Source organism: Neobacillus sp. SM06 (assembly GCF_050496765.1).
In the GTDB taxonomy this organism is placed as follows: Bacteria; Bacillota; Bacilli; order Bacillales; family Cytobacillaceae; genus JAEVLT01.
This window is the reverse complement of record NZ_JBNWEO010000009.1, coordinates 103667-119583: the sequence shown is the minus strand read 5'-3', so window position 1 is coordinate 119583 and position 15917 is coordinate 103667. Positions and strand designations below refer to the sequence as shown.

The 15917-nt window shown below is 40.6% G+C and carries 10 protein-coding genes and 2 pseudogenes; 1 reads left to right on the top strand and 11 read right to left on the bottom strand.

The features are described from left to right. Positions 1 to 62: 62 nt before the first annotated feature. From ACQYAD_RS03080 to ACQYAD_RS03030, 11 genes and pseudogenes are all read right to left on the bottom strand, one after another. On the bottom strand, positions 63 to 815 hold the full coding sequence (locus tag ACQYAD_RS03080; RefSeq protein WP_430235423.1) for a sulfite exporter TauE/SafE family protein: 753 nt from the start codon (positions 813 to 815) through the stop codon (positions 63 to 65). A 313-nt stretch (positions 816 to 1128) separates the two neighbouring features. Further along, a complete protein-coding gene (locus ACQYAD_RS03075) occupies positions 1129 to 2397 on the bottom strand; it encodes an NAD(P)-dependent malic enzyme (protein ID WP_430235421.1) in 1269 nt (422 codons plus the stop codon). Between the two features lie 450 nt (positions 2398 to 2847). Beyond that, a complete protein-coding gene (locus ACQYAD_RS03070) occupies positions 2848 to 4380 on the bottom strand; it encodes a DHA2 family efflux MFS transporter permease subunit (RefSeq protein ID WP_430235418.1) in 1533 nt (510 codons plus the stop codon). A 130-nt stretch (positions 4381 to 4510) separates the two neighbouring features. Further along, on the bottom strand, positions 4511 to 5137 hold the full coding sequence (locus ACQYAD_RS03065; protein WP_430235415.1) for a TetR/AcrR family transcriptional regulator: 627 nt from the start codon (positions 5135 to 5137) through the stop codon (positions 4511 to 4513). A 439-nt stretch (positions 5138 to 5576) separates the two neighbouring features. Next, positions 5577 to 6423: pseudogene (locus ACQYAD_RS03060) on the bottom strand (Rpn family recombination-promoting nuclease/putative transposase); the annotation flags it as partial. Positions 6424 to 6717: 294 nt separating this feature from the next. Beyond that, positions 6718 to 7680: an Rpn family recombination-promoting nuclease/putative transposase gene (locus ACQYAD_RS03055; RefSeq protein ID WP_430235413.1), complete on the bottom strand. Its 963-nt coding sequence runs from the start codon at positions 7678 to 7680 to the stop codon at positions 6718 to 6720. A 359-nt stretch (positions 7681 to 8039) separates the two neighbouring features. Beyond that, complete coding sequence (locus tag ACQYAD_RS03050; RefSeq protein WP_430235410.1) at positions 8040 to 9503, bottom strand: protein adenylyltransferase SelO; 1464 nt, start codon at positions 9501 to 9503, stop codon at positions 8040 to 8042. A 260-nt stretch (positions 9504 to 9763) separates the two neighbouring features. Further along, positions 9764 to 10924: a DUF4317 domain-containing protein gene (locus ACQYAD_RS03045; protein WP_430235408.1), complete on the bottom strand. Its 1161-nt coding sequence runs from the start codon at positions 10922 to 10924 to the stop codon at positions 9764 to 9766. 133 nt (positions 10925 to 11057) lie between these two features. Then, positions 11058 to 11483: a VOC family protein gene (locus ACQYAD_RS03040; protein ID WP_430235405.1), complete on the bottom strand. Its 426-nt coding sequence runs from the start codon at positions 11481 to 11483 to the stop codon at positions 11058 to 11060. A 457-nt stretch (positions 11484 to 11940) separates the two neighbouring features. Continuing rightward, entirely contained in the window at positions 11941 to 12765 is an 825-nt protein-coding gene (locus ACQYAD_RS03035; RefSeq protein ID WP_430235403.1) for a hypothetical protein, read from the bottom strand. A 359-nt stretch (positions 12766 to 13124) separates the two neighbouring features. Further along, positions 13125 to 14224 (bottom strand): annotated as a pseudogene (locus tag ACQYAD_RS03030) (IS4 family transposase). A gap of 259 nt (positions 14225 to 14483) precedes the next feature. Here ACQYAD_RS03030 and ACQYAD_RS03025 point away from each other — a divergent pair. Next, entirely contained in the window at positions 14484 to 15881 is a 1398-nt protein-coding gene (locus ACQYAD_RS03025; protein ID WP_430235400.1) for an IS4 family transposase, read from the top strand. Positions 15882 to 15917 lie beyond the last annotated feature (36 nt).

Genomic DNA, 15917 nt, shown 5'->3' with positions numbered 1-15917 from the left:
ACACAAAAACAAAAAGGCCGCAAAGCTTTCTAAAGAAAAGCCTTTGCAGTCTTGAAATTTCTTTAACTTATAAACAGAATCACGCCTGCCGCAATAGGTGTTAGAACCATTGCACTTTTTAAAAGCAGTTGTGGAGCAAGTGCAGTAAACTTTGCTCCCACATAAGAGCCGATCATCGTACCTGCCACCACTTCGAATAACAGAGCAACATCCAAGAACCCCTGAAAATAGTAGCCGACACCTCCCGCGACAGCAATCGGCAAAATTACAAGCATGGTTGTCCCCACTGATTTTTGAAGCGAAAGACCCATAATCACAAGCAAGCCAATTTGAATAAATGGAGCCGAACCGATCCCAAACGTTCCTGACAATAATCCCGTAACAATCCCAACAACAGCCGCTTTTTGAATAAGAAGTCCTTTTCCTTGCTGCTTAGTAGTATGGTTTGCGGTTATTTTTTGAAAAATAAACAACCGAACGACCAAGATAACAGCCGATAAAAATAACATTCCCCCTGTTAACCAGTGCATGGATTGGACGGGAATCAAACCGGCAAGCTTTGAACCAAAATAAGAGGCAATCGCACCGAATCCGCCCACAAGCAATCCGGTCTTCACCGAAATAGTTCCTTGCCGAAAATGGCTCAAGGCACCGGACATAGTAGTAAAAACCATCGCTGCTAATGAAGTCCCTAAAGCGGTGTGAATGGGGACATTATAAAGAACAGTTAAAATAGCAATAATAAATCCGGAGCCCCCTGCCCCGACAAATCCTAATAACATCCCCAACACGACCATTGTTACCGCAATAGCCAACTCCATCCCCTCCTGCACAATCTCCTGATGATTCATTATATCTAGTTAAATTGCTAAAAATTATTTTTCTTCAGCAAACAACAAAGTCGTTTATCCCCATCTAGTATACTAGATGGATCAAGAAATTCCTAACTTTTATGAATTGGGGAACGACCCAAAAATGAAGTGTGGGGAGTCTACACCTTTATATTAAATGGTAGCTTTTCTCAGCTAATCAGAATTTAGAACCATAAATTCTGAACGCACGACGGGCATGGATGCCCTAGTCAGGCGAAGGCACAGGACGTGCCGTTTTGAGCGTGGCGACGGGCAACTACGCCTTAGGAACCGCCAAAGGCTCGACAGTCGGCGAGTTTTCTTTATAAAGTCCCAAGAGTCTCTGTTTTATTTCCTCTACATTGACAATCCTTCGAGCAGCCTCTGTTTCCATTGCGGCAAGGGCAACTGCAGCCGCTACATGTGCTGCAACCCGAGGATCAAATGGATCCGGAATCACATAGTCTGCATGAAGTTCTTCATCTAAAATTAAGCCAGCAATTGCTTTTACAGCAGCTAACTTCATTTCCTCATTAATTTCTTTGGCGTGAACATCGAGAGCACCCCGGAAGATGCCAGGAAAAGCCAATACATTATTCACTTGATTCGGGAAATCGGAACGACCGGTACCCACTACAAGAGCACCCGCTGCTTTTGCCTCATCCGGCATGATCTCCGGTACCGGGTTAGCCATCGCAAAAATAATTGGATCGCGATGCATGGAACGAATCATTTCTTTTGTCACTGCCCCGGCAACTGATACACCAATAAATACATCCGCACCAACAAGAGCGTCGGCAAGGATACCTTGTTTTTGTTCCCGGTTTGTCATCTTTGCCATTTCTTCTTTAAAAGGATTCATTCCAACCGGCCTGCCCTCATAAAGAATACCTTTTGTATCACATAAAATAACATCTTTTACGCCCATTCGCAGCAAGAGCTTAACAATCGCCACTCCGGCTGCACCAGCACCATTGACGACTACACGGATTTCATTTATTTTTTTATCTGCTAATTTTAACGCGTTCAATAAACCCGCTGCTGTTACGATCGCCGTGCCGTGCTGGTCATCATGGAATACAGGAATATCACAAGTTTTGCGCAGACGGTCTTCAATTTCAAAACAGTTTGGCGCGGCAATATCTTCTAAATTAACCCCGCCAAAGGTTGGTTCCAAAAGTTTGACGGTCTGGACAATTTGATCTGTATCAGTGGTAGCCAAGCAAATCGGAAACGCATCAACATCTGCGAAAGATTTGAATAAAACTGCCTTTCCTTCCATAACAGGCATCGCCGCTTTTGGACCGATGTTCCCAAGGCCAAGTACGGCGGTTCCGTTTGAAACAACAGCGACTAGATTTCCCTTTGAAGTGTAATCATAGACCTTGCTCTCATCCGCTTGAATGTCCAGGCAAGGCTCGGCCACACCAGGTGAATAGGCCAAGCTTAACTCCTTTGCATTACGCACCGAAACTTTGGAATAAATCCCCACTTTCCCTTGATGTTCTTTATGCATTTTTAATGCTTCATCCCGTAAAGTTGTCATTTGATAATCCCCCATTTTCTTTCAATTATAAACCAATAGAGTGGTTAATTGATGGAATCGTAATCTAGTGAAACGTTCGCTTTTCGTGGGTTGTGCAAACGGAATTTTGGAATGACCACTATAAGTAATCGTTTTCATTTTTTGTGTAATATGTTCTTGATTGTCTATTTCTATCTTAGTATCTTCGTTTGCATTTTTATAGATTTTGTAATTAAAAAAAGCACGCTAGCCAAAAAGGCATACATCAGCCGGTTAAAAGCGAAATGAAAAAGCAGTAGCGGGGACAAGGACAACCCATTACTTTGGACAAAGTTTGTCTGATTAGCCAAAAAAGTCGACTCCTTAACAGGAAATCGACTTTTTTATCAATGAAAACTATTGGTGGAAATCTGTATTTTCCTGACGCTGTCTCGAACAGAACTAAATGTACCGTACCCCAGTCAGCGCTGCTTAATTTTTGAAGATGTTTAAGTTCGCCTCAGCAGGCTTACGGTGTACATTTCCAGCCCGATTTAACTCCCTAACTGCCTCTTTACTTGTATCAACACGTTTAACAAATAGGGCTAGTAGAAGGGCAACAATATTAATGCCTAATGCCACATAGAATGAATATTGAATACCCACCAATAACGCTTTTTGCGTTAATAAAGCTTGTGCGGCTGGTGTCAGGCTTGTTGGGTCAGCACTCATCATGAGACGTCCAGCTTCTGTTTTGGCAGCAGAGTTCATAATGGTAACAAGAACAGCGGTACCAATTGAACCGGAGACCTGCTGCGCCGTATTGTTGACTGCTGTACCGTGTGGATTTAATCGTGTTGGCAATTGATTTAAACCATTTGTCATGATTGGCATCATAACCATTGACAAGCCAAGCATACGAAGCGTGTAAACAAGAATTATATAAGTATAACTAGAGTCAATTTGTAAGTTTGCTAACATATAAGTCGAAACAGCGGTTACTGTAAGTCCTGATACAGCAAGAATGCGCGGACCAAATTTATCGAATAACCTCCCTGTAATGGGCGACATAATTCCCATCAAAATGGCGCCGGGCAACATCATTAAACCTGAGTCAAGCGGTGAGATTCCTCTTACATTTTGTACATATGCCGGTGTTAAAATCATCCCAGAAAACATCGCAACTGCGTTGACGATGGCAATAACAGATGCTAGCGCAAACATTGGATATTTGTACACACGTAAATCCAACAAGGGTTCATCCGATTTTAGTTGGCGGAAAATGAAGATGATTAAGGCAACAGCGCCAACGAGTAAAGCGGTTATCACAATTGGATCGGTCCAGCCATCTGAGCTTGCAGAACTGAAACCATATAGCAATCCGCCAAAACCCATCGAAGATAACACCACTGAGGTGTAATCGAGTTTAGCATTTTTGCTTTGTTTCATGACGTTCTCAAGTTTCCAAAAAGCTAATAATAAAGTAATGACTGCTAATGGTAAAATCATTTCGAAAAGTAAACGCCAGTCATAATGCTCCACAATGTAGCCTGATAATGTCGGTCCAATAGCTGGAGCTGTAATCATTACTAATCCAAAAATCCCCAACGCAGTGCCTCGTTTTTCGCGAGGGAAGCTGACTAGCATAATATTCATCAATAAAGGTCCCATGACTGAAGAACCTGCCGCTTGGATCATACGCCCTGTAAGCAACATCCCAAAGTTTGGAGAAAAGGCTGACAATGCAGTCCCTATTGTAAAAATCGTCATTGATGTCATAAACAAACCGCGATTAGAAAAGCGTGTAATTAAAAAGGCTGATGCTGGAATTAACACGCCGCTCACAAGCATGTAGCCTGTAGAGAGCCACTGGATCGTTGAAAAATCCTTAATGGTTAAATCATCCATAATTGTTGGCAATGCAACATTCAAAAGCGAGTTATTTAAAAACGAAACAAATGCACCGATAAATAAAATTGCCAGCATTAAATAGGGTGTTTTTCGTTGTTGTAATCCTGATTCCATGTTTCCTATCCCCTTATTCTTAAAATTCAATTGGCTATTTGGTTTTCGAGATAACTATGCAGCCGGGCCGCTTGCTGATCTCAGCATTTATGCCCCCTGTTTGTAGTCTTTCAGCTTTCTCAACTAAAGGTTATTCCTCTCCCTTATAAAGACCTCTTTTTAACAGTTCCATTTGTTCGATATAATTTTTTAGCGCCTCTTCATTCGTTAAATCCTTAACGAAAACTTGAACAAGGTTTTGAAAAGTGACAGCACTAATAATTTTTAATACTTGTTGCAGTTCGTGTTTGCCTTGAATGTTCAAATTTTTTGTATTAATGAGATGAATGGTAGTTAAGTACTGATTTTTTTGATTTTCCTTATAAATATGGTTGGCTAACGTATTTTCAAGTTCATAGTTCATATTTAAAAAAACATTTTTAAAAAAGTGTTTGTGTTCCTGTTTTCTGTGGTTCTTGATCATAAATTGAAACATATCTGTAAAGGCTGAAAATAATTCTCCATTATGTTCCTTCAACACAGATAAAAAATGTTCATGATTTTTTTGGGCAAGTTGGTTTAATAAGTAATAAAATAAATCTTCTTTTCCTTCAAAATATTGATAAAAACTGCCTCTTGGTATTCCTGCATTTTTGATAATATTCGCAATCGATGCTTCATGTAATGGCACTCTGGAAAACTCTTCCTTTGCAGAATGCATTAAAGTATCCTGTTTTTCTTTAGGCAAATGAAAAAACGTTTGTTTTGGCATAATCATTTCCTTTCTTTAAAATGACAAAGTGTCACATAATGGAATTATATATGACACATTGTCACATGTCAACAACAAATATGACAGGGTGTCATGATGACCGATAAATGAAAACTCGCCGACTGGCGAGTCCTTTGGTGGTTCAGAAGGCCTAGTTGCCCTACTTCCCGTACCGTGGATAGTGAAAACCCCCTTACCCTAAGTTTAACGATTATCGAATTTTTTCAACCTCTTCCTTGCTGCAATCAAGAATATTGGCGATCGTTTCAACATCCATCCCTTTTTGCAGCATTTTTCGAATGATTTCCTTTCTCTCTTTTTCTTTTCCCTGTTCTAATCCTTGATCAATACCTTGTTTAACTCCTTGTTCAATTCCCTGTTTTATTCCTTGTTCAATTCCCTGTTGAACTCCTTGTTCAATTCCCTGTTTTAATCCTTGTTCTCTTCCTTGTTTTATTCCTTGTTTTATTCCTTGTTCAATTCCTTGCTTTATTCCTTTTTTAATTCCCTCTTTTATCCCTTCCCGGCGTTCTCCTCGTATGTTTGATAATTGATCTCGCAAAAATTTCAGCCTGGCTTCGTATAGTTCCTTATTTTCTTTGTTGGCGCTTAAATTTTCCCACTCGACTAAGGCTTCTCGAATTTCCTGTTCATTCATTGCCAAGACCTCCAATTCCTGAAAAATCTCTTCGTCAAAGACTTTCTTTTGATAATTGGCTGCTGAGAGCATCATCAACCACGGTAATTCTTTCGGCGGATTCTGCTTCATTTCTCGTTTGTATTTTTTCCATTTTACCATAAATTGTGACAGATCGATCGCATGGAATTCAAGATGGGGGCTCCAACTAAAATGTTCAGTATCTTCTTTTATGTGAAAAACAGTATGAAAGCTATCGGTTTCGTGAGGAAAAAGCGGGTAATTTACTATGTTGATCATGATCGTGGGGGGGCAGCAGTTGATAATCTTCACCACTTGCTAAGGATGCAGAAAACAACTTGGACCAGTAGTAAAGCACTCGTTCTGGCATGTCATGCTGATGGGACAATTGAATCTCAATATTGATTCTTTCGCCATTGGAGGTGTGCACAAGTACGTCCAATCTGCTCGTTTTTCCATCAAGGGCCTCTTTAATGAGTTCGGTATTTTCATATTCAACATCTGTAATCCGGTCATTGTCTTTTCGGTGAAGCAAATCATTTAAGAAGGCAATGGTAATCGACTTACGGCGTGGATCTCCAAACAATTGTTTAAACATAAAATCCATTTTTAAATCAAGATATTCTTTTGTCATGTGGGTCCATCCTTTCGGGGAATTTAGGAGAATACGAGAGGCTATCAACAACTTATAAAACTTATCATTTAAAAAAATCAATCTTTTTATCTAATGCTCTTCACTGTGAATTCAAGAAATGCAAGGAAATTAATTGAAAAAGTTAAAGGATGCTCCATTCTTTACGTTCTTGAAAAATAAATCTACTTGTTGACATTGCAGTGATGATATAAACTATTTCAAATTCCACATGGCATGAATAGTGATTATAGATTAATATGCCATGTGGAGACAATGAAATAACTTCCATTTCCACTAATCTTGATATTGTTCAACCTCTTCCCTGCTGCAATCAAGAATATTGGCGATCGTTCCAACATCCATCCCTTTTTGCAGCATTTTTCGAATGATTTCCTTTCTCTCTTTTTCTTTTCCCTGTTCTAATCCTTGCTTTATTCCTTGTTCAATTCCTTGCTTTATTCCTTTTTTAATCCCTTCTTTTATCCCTTCCCGGCGTTCTCCTCGTATGTTTGATAATTGATCTCGCAAAAACTTCAGCCTGGCTTCGTATAGTTCCTTATTTTCCTTATTTGCGCTTAAATTCTCCCACTCGACTAGGGCTTCTCGAATTTCCTGTTCATTCATTGCCAAGACCTCCAATTCCTGAATAATCTCTTCGTCAAGGACTTTCTTTTGATAATTGGCTGCTGAGAGCATCATCAACCACGGTAATTCTTTCGGCGGATTCTGCTTCATTTCTCGTTTGTATTTTTTCCATTTTACCATAAATTGTGACAGATCGATCGCATGGAATTCAAGGTGGGGGCTCCAACTAAAATGTTCAGTATCTTCTTTTATGTGAAAAACAGTATGAAAGCTATCGGTTTCGTGAGGAAAAAGCGGGTAATTTACTATGTTGATCATGATCGTGGGGGGCAGTAGTTGATAATCTTCACCACTTGCTAAGGATGCAGAAAACAACTTGGACCAGTAGTAAAGCACTCGTTCTGGCATGTCATGCTGATGGGACAATTGAATCTCAATATTGATTCTCTCACCATTGGAGGTGTGCACAAGGACGTCCAATCTGCTCGTTTTTCCATCAAGGGCCTCTTTAATGAGTTCGGTATTTTCATATTCAACATCTGCAATCCGGTCATTGTCTTTTCGGTGAAGCAAATCATTTAAGAAGGCAATGGTAATCGACTTACGGCGTGGATCTCCAAACAATTGTTTAAACATAAAATCCATTTTTAAATCAAGATATTCTTTTGTCATGTGGGTCCATCCTTTCGGGGAATTTAGGAGAATACGAGAGGCTATCAACAACTTTATTAAAACTTACTCGTTCAAAAAAATCAATCTACTTTTCTAGCATTTTTATGACCTTTTTGTTAACTTTTTCTGAAGGTTGGGGGAAGTAAAACACCGAAGTTTTATTTGCGACCGACCCTCTATGGCCGAAAGTGCTCCACCTATTATCGATAAAGCGAAACTACCATCTGTCGGGGATTCATCTTCCTCAATTGTTCTGGTCAGTTCCCCCACCTATGCCTAGGGGCAGCCGAGATGGGGGCAACTGCATGTTAAAATTAAGAAGGAAAATTCCCCGTTGCTAATGCGCCGTCTAGAATTCCTTATGTACCGCAAAAAGTTCGGTACGGCCGGTTTGATTGTGGCGGCAACATGCAATACTCCGTCTGTTCTGTACTGTATGCAAACGGATTCGCTAGGATACTTAGAAGCCGATTCATCGAATTGTAATCTCCACGGTCCACTGCCGCATTAAGCGCCTCTTCCACCTGGTGATTTCGCGGAATCACGGCGGGATTACTGCGGCGCATCAGTTGCTGAACAGAAATTTTCGTTTCTTGCTGCCGTTCTAGTCTGGCGTGCCAGCGCTTAAGCCAATCGGAAAATTCTGCTGTTTCTGCCAGAGGGGAGTCGACTGATTCATGAAGCGTTAATGCCCGAAAAGTATTCGTGTAATCCGCTTGATACTGATGCATCAACGCGAGCAAGCCTTCAATTAGGGTACGGTCTTCATCCTCCGCATTGAATATCCCGAGTTTCGCTCTCATTCCTGCCAGCCAATGGTTTTCGTACAGCCCCATAAAACCGGAAATCTCTTCCTGAGCCATCTCTACTGCCTTTTTTTGATTTTCGTGTAAAAGCGGCAGCAAACTTTCAGCAAAGCGGGCAAGATTCCAACCGGCGATGTACGGTTGGTTACCATAGGCATAGCGTCCCTCCGTATCAATTGAGCTAAAAACAGTCGCTGGATCATACGTGTCCATAAAAGCGCACGGCCCATAATCGATCGTTTCCCCGCTTATCGTCATGTTATCGGTATTCATTACCCCATGGACAAAGCCGACAAGCTGCCATTTTGCAACCAAAGCCGCCTGATGTTGAATCGTTTTCCTTAGCAGTGCCAGATAAGGATTTTCATGCTCTGAACAATCGGGATAATGACGCTTGATCGTATAATTAGCCAAAGTACGCAAATCCTCTACATTTCCCCTACCTGCAGCATATTGAAAAGTGCCGACACGAATATGGCTTGCCGCCACACGAGTTAGGATTGCCCCCGGCAGCATCGTTTCCCGGATGACCTGCTCGCCGGTTGTAACAACTGCGAGGCTGCGGGTTGTCGGGATCCCGAGTGCATGCATTGCTTCACTTATAAGGTATTCCCGAAGCATTGGCCCTAAAGCCGCCCTGCCATCACCTCCGCGGGAATAAGGCGTTCTGCCACCTCCTTTTAGTTGAATATCAAAACGATCGCTATCTGGAGTGATCTGCTCCCCAAGAAGAATGGCCCGGCCGTCTCCTAGCATGGTAAAGTAGCCAAACTGGTGGCCTGCATACGCTTGTGCCAGCGGGGACGCTCCTTCAGGAATCCGGTTGCCCGCAAACACTGCTGCACCTTCTTCGCTTTTCAACTCCCCGGCGGCCAATCCCAGGGATGCCGCAAGAGAGTCATTGAAAAATACCAGTTTCGGAGCGGAAACCGGAGTTGGATTTTGCAAGGTGAAAAAGGCCTCCGGAAGGCGCGCATAACTATTGTCAAAATTCCAACCATCTCTTGTTTTCGTCATCGAATCCCCTTTTCTGTTTTAATCTTGAATTTCTTTTTCCCTATCATGGGCTGTCGCCATTTTATTACTATACCCGTTGTGCCGGAAGATGACCATGAAATTTAATTTTTTTAGGAATGCGGCCAAATGAACCATTTGTTGGAGAAGGGGGTGAAAAAGAAATTTGTATCCCGCTCGCTGCTCCAGCTCAAAAATTTACCCATCGCATTTTTATAAGCTGATCCACAAAGCTAAAACCTAGTAACTACACCGCAAAATTCTCAGAGTGTCTCCGTTTCCAGCCGAAATCCTTCGAAAACTATCTCTTCATCAACCTCCAGCAATAGGCAGCGTTTTCCTTGGTATGTAATATATTTTACATATTTCAATTCCTTTGGATCGATGGATACATCGGCCGCTTTTGTTTTGATTTTGATCGTTTTCGGAATTAAGCTGTTTGCTTTGAATTCATGTTTTTCGTCATCAACAACCGCCTTAAAAGCATGCTCCACTTTGGCAGGTTCTACATTTTCGATCCCGCTTACCGTTAAGATGCGTTCGACATCCCGATAATCCAATGTAGGAGCTTCACTTTCTTCATTCTCCTCATTTTCTTGAACGAGTTTATCAATTTCCTCATAGACATTGGAAATCACACTTGCAGGTACTGCATCTCCCATCACTTCTTTTAAGATTTGCTCGAAACTTTCCTTGTCTTCCTGAGCCGTTATAATTTCTTCACAAGTAAGAATTTCTTCAATAAAACCTCCATCCGGCTGATTTGCTTTTCCGGCACAATAAAGAATATGATTCACATCGGCAGCATTATCATTAAACGCAGGAAACAAAAAGCCCAGCATGGGAGAGTCTAAATTAATAATCGGATCAAAGACATTGTACGATTTAAATTCTTTCTCTACATAATCAAACATCAGAGCTTTTTTTGGCTGATCCGTTTTATTCAGGCTGCAAAGGATAAATGGATTGGAATATACCTCGTCATCCGCGCCTTCTTCGGCTTCCGAATCCCGTTTCCGAACCGGTTTCCGATATTCTCCCCGGATAAACGTCACCATTGTATCGAATTCATAAACCGTATGGGCAAACAGTTTAGCAACAATTTCAAGCATGTATTCTTTCCAGTCTTCCGCTGTGGCTGCCTGCAATCCGTCAAAAAGGATCATCTGGGTGCTGTCTTCCACATCCCGCTTAAATCTCAGCTCAAACAGTTTGGCATCGAGAGCGCCAGTTAAGACCTTTTTGAAATTTGCCAAAAATAGTTCTTGTGCTTCCTGTTCCAGCATTTGAAATGCCTGGCTGACATGATGGTAAATCTCGCCTGATTCTTTTTGAACATAGACATTGAAGATTTCTTTGATGTTCATCAGATGGTTATCTAGCTTAAATTGCTTGCGTATATTCGCAATATCTTTTTTATTCATGAATCTCAACTCCCAACCCTGATTATACTGTTCGAGCGGGAAAATCTCTATTTCTATTTACTAATTAGCGGCCAATTCCTTTGAAAGATGATCCTTCGCAGCCACTGAGACGCTGCAAATTGAACGGAATCCATTATTTATCTTCTTCTGTATGAATCTGGAAGGTAACCCCGAATTTGTCCGTGACAATACCATAAGCAGGACTGAAAAAGGTTTCCTGCAGCGGCATCCTTATTTGGCCGTTCTGCTGCAAGCCTTCAAATATATTTTTTGCTTTATCTTTGTCAGTCGTGGAAATGCAAATCGTTACTTGACTGCCGCTTTGGTGGGGCTGTCCTGGAAAAATGTCCGAAAACATGATAACCGATTCACCTACTTGGATAGTTGCGTGCGACACTCGATCCTTTGCTTCAGCAGGTAACGGAAATTCGGGATTTTCAGGCATCTCCCCAAAAGTTTGAAGAAAAAGAACTTGGGCATCTAAGACCTTTCCGTAAAATCCGATGGCTTCTTTGGCATTTCCATTCATCATTAAATAGGGGATTACTTGTACTGCCATAATGTATTATCACTCCTGTTTATGTATGTTTTTTTAATGAAGCTTCGTTCTATTATTGTCTACTTTTTTATTATATATTATAGAACGTATGTTTGCAATTTTAACCAAAACAAATGAGAGCCCAAAATGAAAATAAGTGTTTCCGGAATAATTCAGTGGGGAGAAATCTCTAACTATGAAAGACCTGATGTATTCGTAATATACAGGCGACAAATAAAAAACGAATTTCCTCTTTTACAAAAATAAAGAGGAAATTCGTTTTTGCCTTGTATCTCTGTTTCTAATGCAAGTTGAGAAATAAAATCAAGAGTTTCTTCAGGTGTAAATTTTGAATTTCTAAATTTAATCAGCTTTTCCCTGACAGGGGACAAGTGGACAGGGACCTTGTCCCACCAAATTAAAGGGAACCCCCAACTAAAATGAACACACATATCCAATGTCCATCATGATCGACATTTTAAAAAGAGGAACCTGGAACCCAGGAAAATGTCAATTCCCCACAGCCCGCTCCAAAGCCGGTTTCATATAAATCTTCGTAATAAGCTCTCTCAAACTGGTTGTTCAGAATTCCGTAAAAATAGGCAACCGGTTTTTTGACGGCATGGGTGAACTTCATTTTCCGGATCAGCTGCTGAAAGGAATGGATGGCAATATCAAGTATCTGATCCGTTTGTGTTTCGCTGTTGTTGCGATAAGCGGCGATTTTTACCATATGCCACATGTCTTCGATTGTTTTGGCTTCAGGGAAAAAGTATTTTGCAAGTTGAACAAAAGGCTGCGGTATGCGGTCACTGACAAAGCTGTGGTTCAATTCAGCCGGTTCTTGTTGACGTTTAGTTATCTTTTGATTGTTAGTTTCAGAAAGATTACTGGTTTCCTTATGGTGGTCCATTTTTTCTGCCTTTGGTGGTTCATTTGAAGGAAAGCGATTGAAAATGTACAAATTACTCGATTGCGAGCCGTTTTTTCGCTCAGTTTCGTACACGGTTAGGATGCCGAAATGGATCGATTTTTGCACCATCCGCTTAAAAGTGGAGCGGGAAATGCCGCTGTTGTGGTATTCTTCATGAATCGCTTTTAAGATCGTACCAATTTTGGCATTTGCGACTCCAGGAATTTTTGCTGAAAAACGAGCCAGCCGTTTCAGCCCGATCAATTCTCCCTTGGAAAACTCCTGTTTTTTCTCAGCCAGCCACATTTCAAAATGGCAATTAAATTCGTTCAATGTCTGAAATTGTGAATAGGATTCAAATTGATCATTTTTGCCAGATTTAATATTCATGTAAATGCACCATCCTTCTACCCTCTACATATGGATGAGCGGGCGAAAAGGACAGGTTCACTGTGTGACAAATTCGTGAACAATCTTGCCGAATGTTTTTTTTGGAAGGGAAGGAAAGAACCAGTGAAAGTTTATATATGTACAACTTGAAAGCTCGGTTTTGGTGAAGGCGGAATTCTTTCGAGGGCTGTTTTAATTTCGCATTTAAATTCACTAGTGTTGTATAAATAGTGTTAGAATTTTCAGTTTAATCATTTCACCCATTTAGAGCCAAAAAGTTAAATACCTAGTTAAAGGTGGTTCCATCCATTTGGAAATTTATTTACAATTAGACATGTGCGACAACGACGATTTGTTTATTAAGGAATGGCTTTACCTTCAATCTTTCTAAGCCAGATATGTGCTGGTTTCCATATGGCGGCCCTTAAATAACGGCTAATTTGTAAGGTTTTTCGTTTGCTTTTTGTTTCAATTTGCACAAGAACATGTAGACAAAAAACAATAAGCGCTATGAATACTTGGTTTTGAATTGCCCATTCACTCTGTCCGTAGAACTTTTTGATGCTGAGATGTTGTTTGATCCATTTAAAGAACAATTCAATGGACCAGCGTGATTTGTACATTTCTGAGATTTCCTCGGCACTCAAATCAAAACGATTTGTGATTAAATGGAGTACATTCCCTTTAGTATCCAAGACCTTGATTAGACGAAAATAATTTTCAGCACGGTTCTGTGTTGTTCCAATCAGGACCATTTGGTCCGATAAGACAGAAGAATGTTCTGGTAGTTTAAAGTTGTATACTTCCCGAATAACAGCGTTTTTCCGTAACCTTGAAAGAAAAAAGAAGCCCTCGTCAGTCATGCGGTCAAAACGTTCGTAATCTAAGTAACCGCGGTCGAACACATACATGCACTCTTTGTCATCTACCATGATTTCAAGCTGTCCACGGTCATGTTCTTTTGCCGTTGTTATAACGGCTTTTTCAGGGTAAGAGGTTCCGCTTTCCATAAACACAAGGCGCAAATGTAACTTCACCCCAGCTTTTGTTTTGCGGAATTCTGCCCACTTATGATTCGTCAAATTGAGTGGCAATGTGCTTGAATCGATGATTTTTAATGGCATTACAAGTTTCGTGTAATGCGTTTTGACATGAATTTGTGACACTAAATCAAGAAAAAGCCTTTGGAAAAGATCTGGATTCAAGCCCACTGAGCAATACTAATAGAATCAAGGTCAATTTCCTTTTGCAGATGGTCATCGAAAAGACAATCACCAAGCGCGTGAAGGCTTTCGACTTCTTCTAATTGAGCAAAGAGCAGTAATTTTAGGAACGACTCCGTCGTTAATTTTTTCGTATAGTAATCTAATTTCATTGTTTTCACCTGTTCTTCAAATAATTGAAGATTTATTGGTGAAAACCATTGTCCAAATGAAGTTTTTCGTGTAATCTTGTCCATGCTTGAGTCCTTTTTTAGTGGATTTGGACGGGTTACCACCTGGCTAATCCATTATAAAGGACTTTTTCTTTGCTTGAAATAACAAAATTGAACATTTGAAATGTTTTTAATAGTAACTCAAGTTTCGGAGTAAAAAAACATACTCAAACCCTTGATATATAAACAAATAAACGAAATTATAAATTCAAAAAACATAAAAAACACCCTATTCTTTGGTAAAATGTAGGTAACCAACCAACGCAAAGAAAGGATGTTTTCTATGGCTACTATTTTACCAAATTCTAATGGAAATGAAAAACCTAATTCTCGTATGTTGCAGTTTTTTACACAAGCAAAGATTGGAACCTTCCTGCATCAAGCCAATATTCGCAAGGAAAAGGGGGTTACACCGCGTCAAATCGTGCAATTTATTTTCGCACTTGTTCTTCATGGAATGAATTTTTCTAGAGCTCTTGAATCAGACCGTGTTCCAAAGGATTTTGAAAAAGATACTGTCTATGAGCTCTTGAAAAATCCTACATACAACTGGCGTAAATTTCTAGCCAGCGTTGGCTCGTACCTTGTTGCGAAATTCCTACTCCCGTTAACTTCTGACAATCGCGATCGGGTTCTCATATTTGATGACTCTCTGTTCAGTCGCAATCGCAGTAAAGCAGTTGAATTGCTCGCCAAGGTGAAGGACCACACAACTGGGAGGTATTTCAAAGGATTCCGTATGCTTACGCTTGGCTGGGCAGATGGTGCTTCTTTTATGCCGCTTGCTTTTTCATTGTTGAGTTCAAAAAATGATAAAAACCGTTACCAGGAAATCGATTCAAATATCGATAAGCGCACGGTTGGCTACCGTAGACGTCTAGAGGCTACGAAAAAGAGCACTGAGACGATGTTCGATCTTCTTGATTCCATCAATCCAAGTAAACTTGGTGCGAAAACGGTTCTTTTTGACAGTTGGTTCGCCTATCCAGCAATCCTATCAAAAATCGTAAAAAACTACTCACTGCATGCAGTTTGCATGGTCAAACGCTCACCAAAAATTCACTACACCTATGAAGGGGAGTCTTACACATTGAACCAGCTTTACAAGAAGGTTCACAAGAAACGTGGGCGAGCCAAAATCCTCGCAAACATTGTTGTCGGTCTTGGTCATGAAGACGAAAACGGTAATGAGATTCAGGCACGAATTGTATTTGTTCGTGATCGCAACCGTTCCAAAAAGTGGCTTGCCCTTTTAACAACCAACCTTGAACATACGGAAGAAGATGCGGTAAGAATCTATGGCAAGCGCTGGGAAATCGAGTGCTTTTTCAAGGTGGTCAAATCCAATTTGCGTTTGGCAAAGGAATTCCAATGCCGCAGCTATGATTCTATGACTGCGCATACAACCATCGTTTTCCTGCGTTATATGATGTTGTCACTCAGTGTACGGGAAGAAGAGGATCCTCGAACCATTGGACAACTTTTCTATATGTGCTGTGATGAGATGGAAGATATTCGTTTTACGCAGGCATTGATGACCATATTAGAACTAGTAGGTTCCACGATGGCAGAAGAATACCTTCTAACTGACGAACAAATCAACGAATTTTTTGATCGGTTTTTCAACAAGTTACCTGACTATTTGCAAAAGCCGTTGCTTAATACAAGCGTAGCTCGATAATATAATTGGTACTATCCCTTTAATACCAAGTGTTGA

What these genes read in the sequence shown, in the direction of transcription:
- ACQYAD_RS03045 (WP_430235408.1), bottom strand. Translation starts at nt 10,924, where the DNA reads ATGAATAAAAAAGATATTGCGAATATACGCAAGCAATTTAAGCTAGAT.
- ACQYAD_RS03070 (WP_430235418.1), bottom strand. Translation starts at nt 4,380, where the DNA reads ATGGAATCAGGATTACAACAACGAAAAACACCCTATTTAATGCTGGCA.
- ACQYAD_RS03050 (WP_430235410.1), bottom strand. Translation starts at nt 9,503, where the DNA reads ATGACGAAAACAAGAGATGGTTGGAATTTTGACAATAGTTATGCGCGC.
- ACQYAD_RS03065 (WP_430235415.1), bottom strand. Translation starts at nt 5,137, where the DNA reads ATGATTATGCCAAAACAAACGTTTTTTCATTTGCCTAAAGAAAAACAG.
- ACQYAD_RS03075 (WP_430235421.1), bottom strand. Translation starts at nt 2,397, where the DNA reads ATGACAACTTTACGGGATGAAGCATTAAAAATGCATAAAGAACATCAA.
- ACQYAD_RS03040 (WP_430235405.1), bottom strand. Translation starts at nt 11,483, where the DNA reads ATGGCAGTACAAGTAATCCCCTATTTAATGATGAATGGAAATGCCAAA.
- ACQYAD_RS03035 (WP_430235403.1), bottom strand. Translation starts at nt 12,765, where the DNA reads ATGAATATTAAATCTGGCAAAAATGATCAATTTGAATCCTATTCACAA.
- ACQYAD_RS03055 (WP_430235413.1), bottom strand. Translation starts at nt 7,680, where the DNA reads ATGACAAAAGAATATCTTGATTTAAAAATGGATTTTATGTTTAAACAA.
- ACQYAD_RS03025 (WP_430235400.1), top strand. Translation starts at nt 14,484, where the DNA reads ATGGCTACTATTTTACCAAATTCTAATGGAAATGAAAAACCTAATTCT.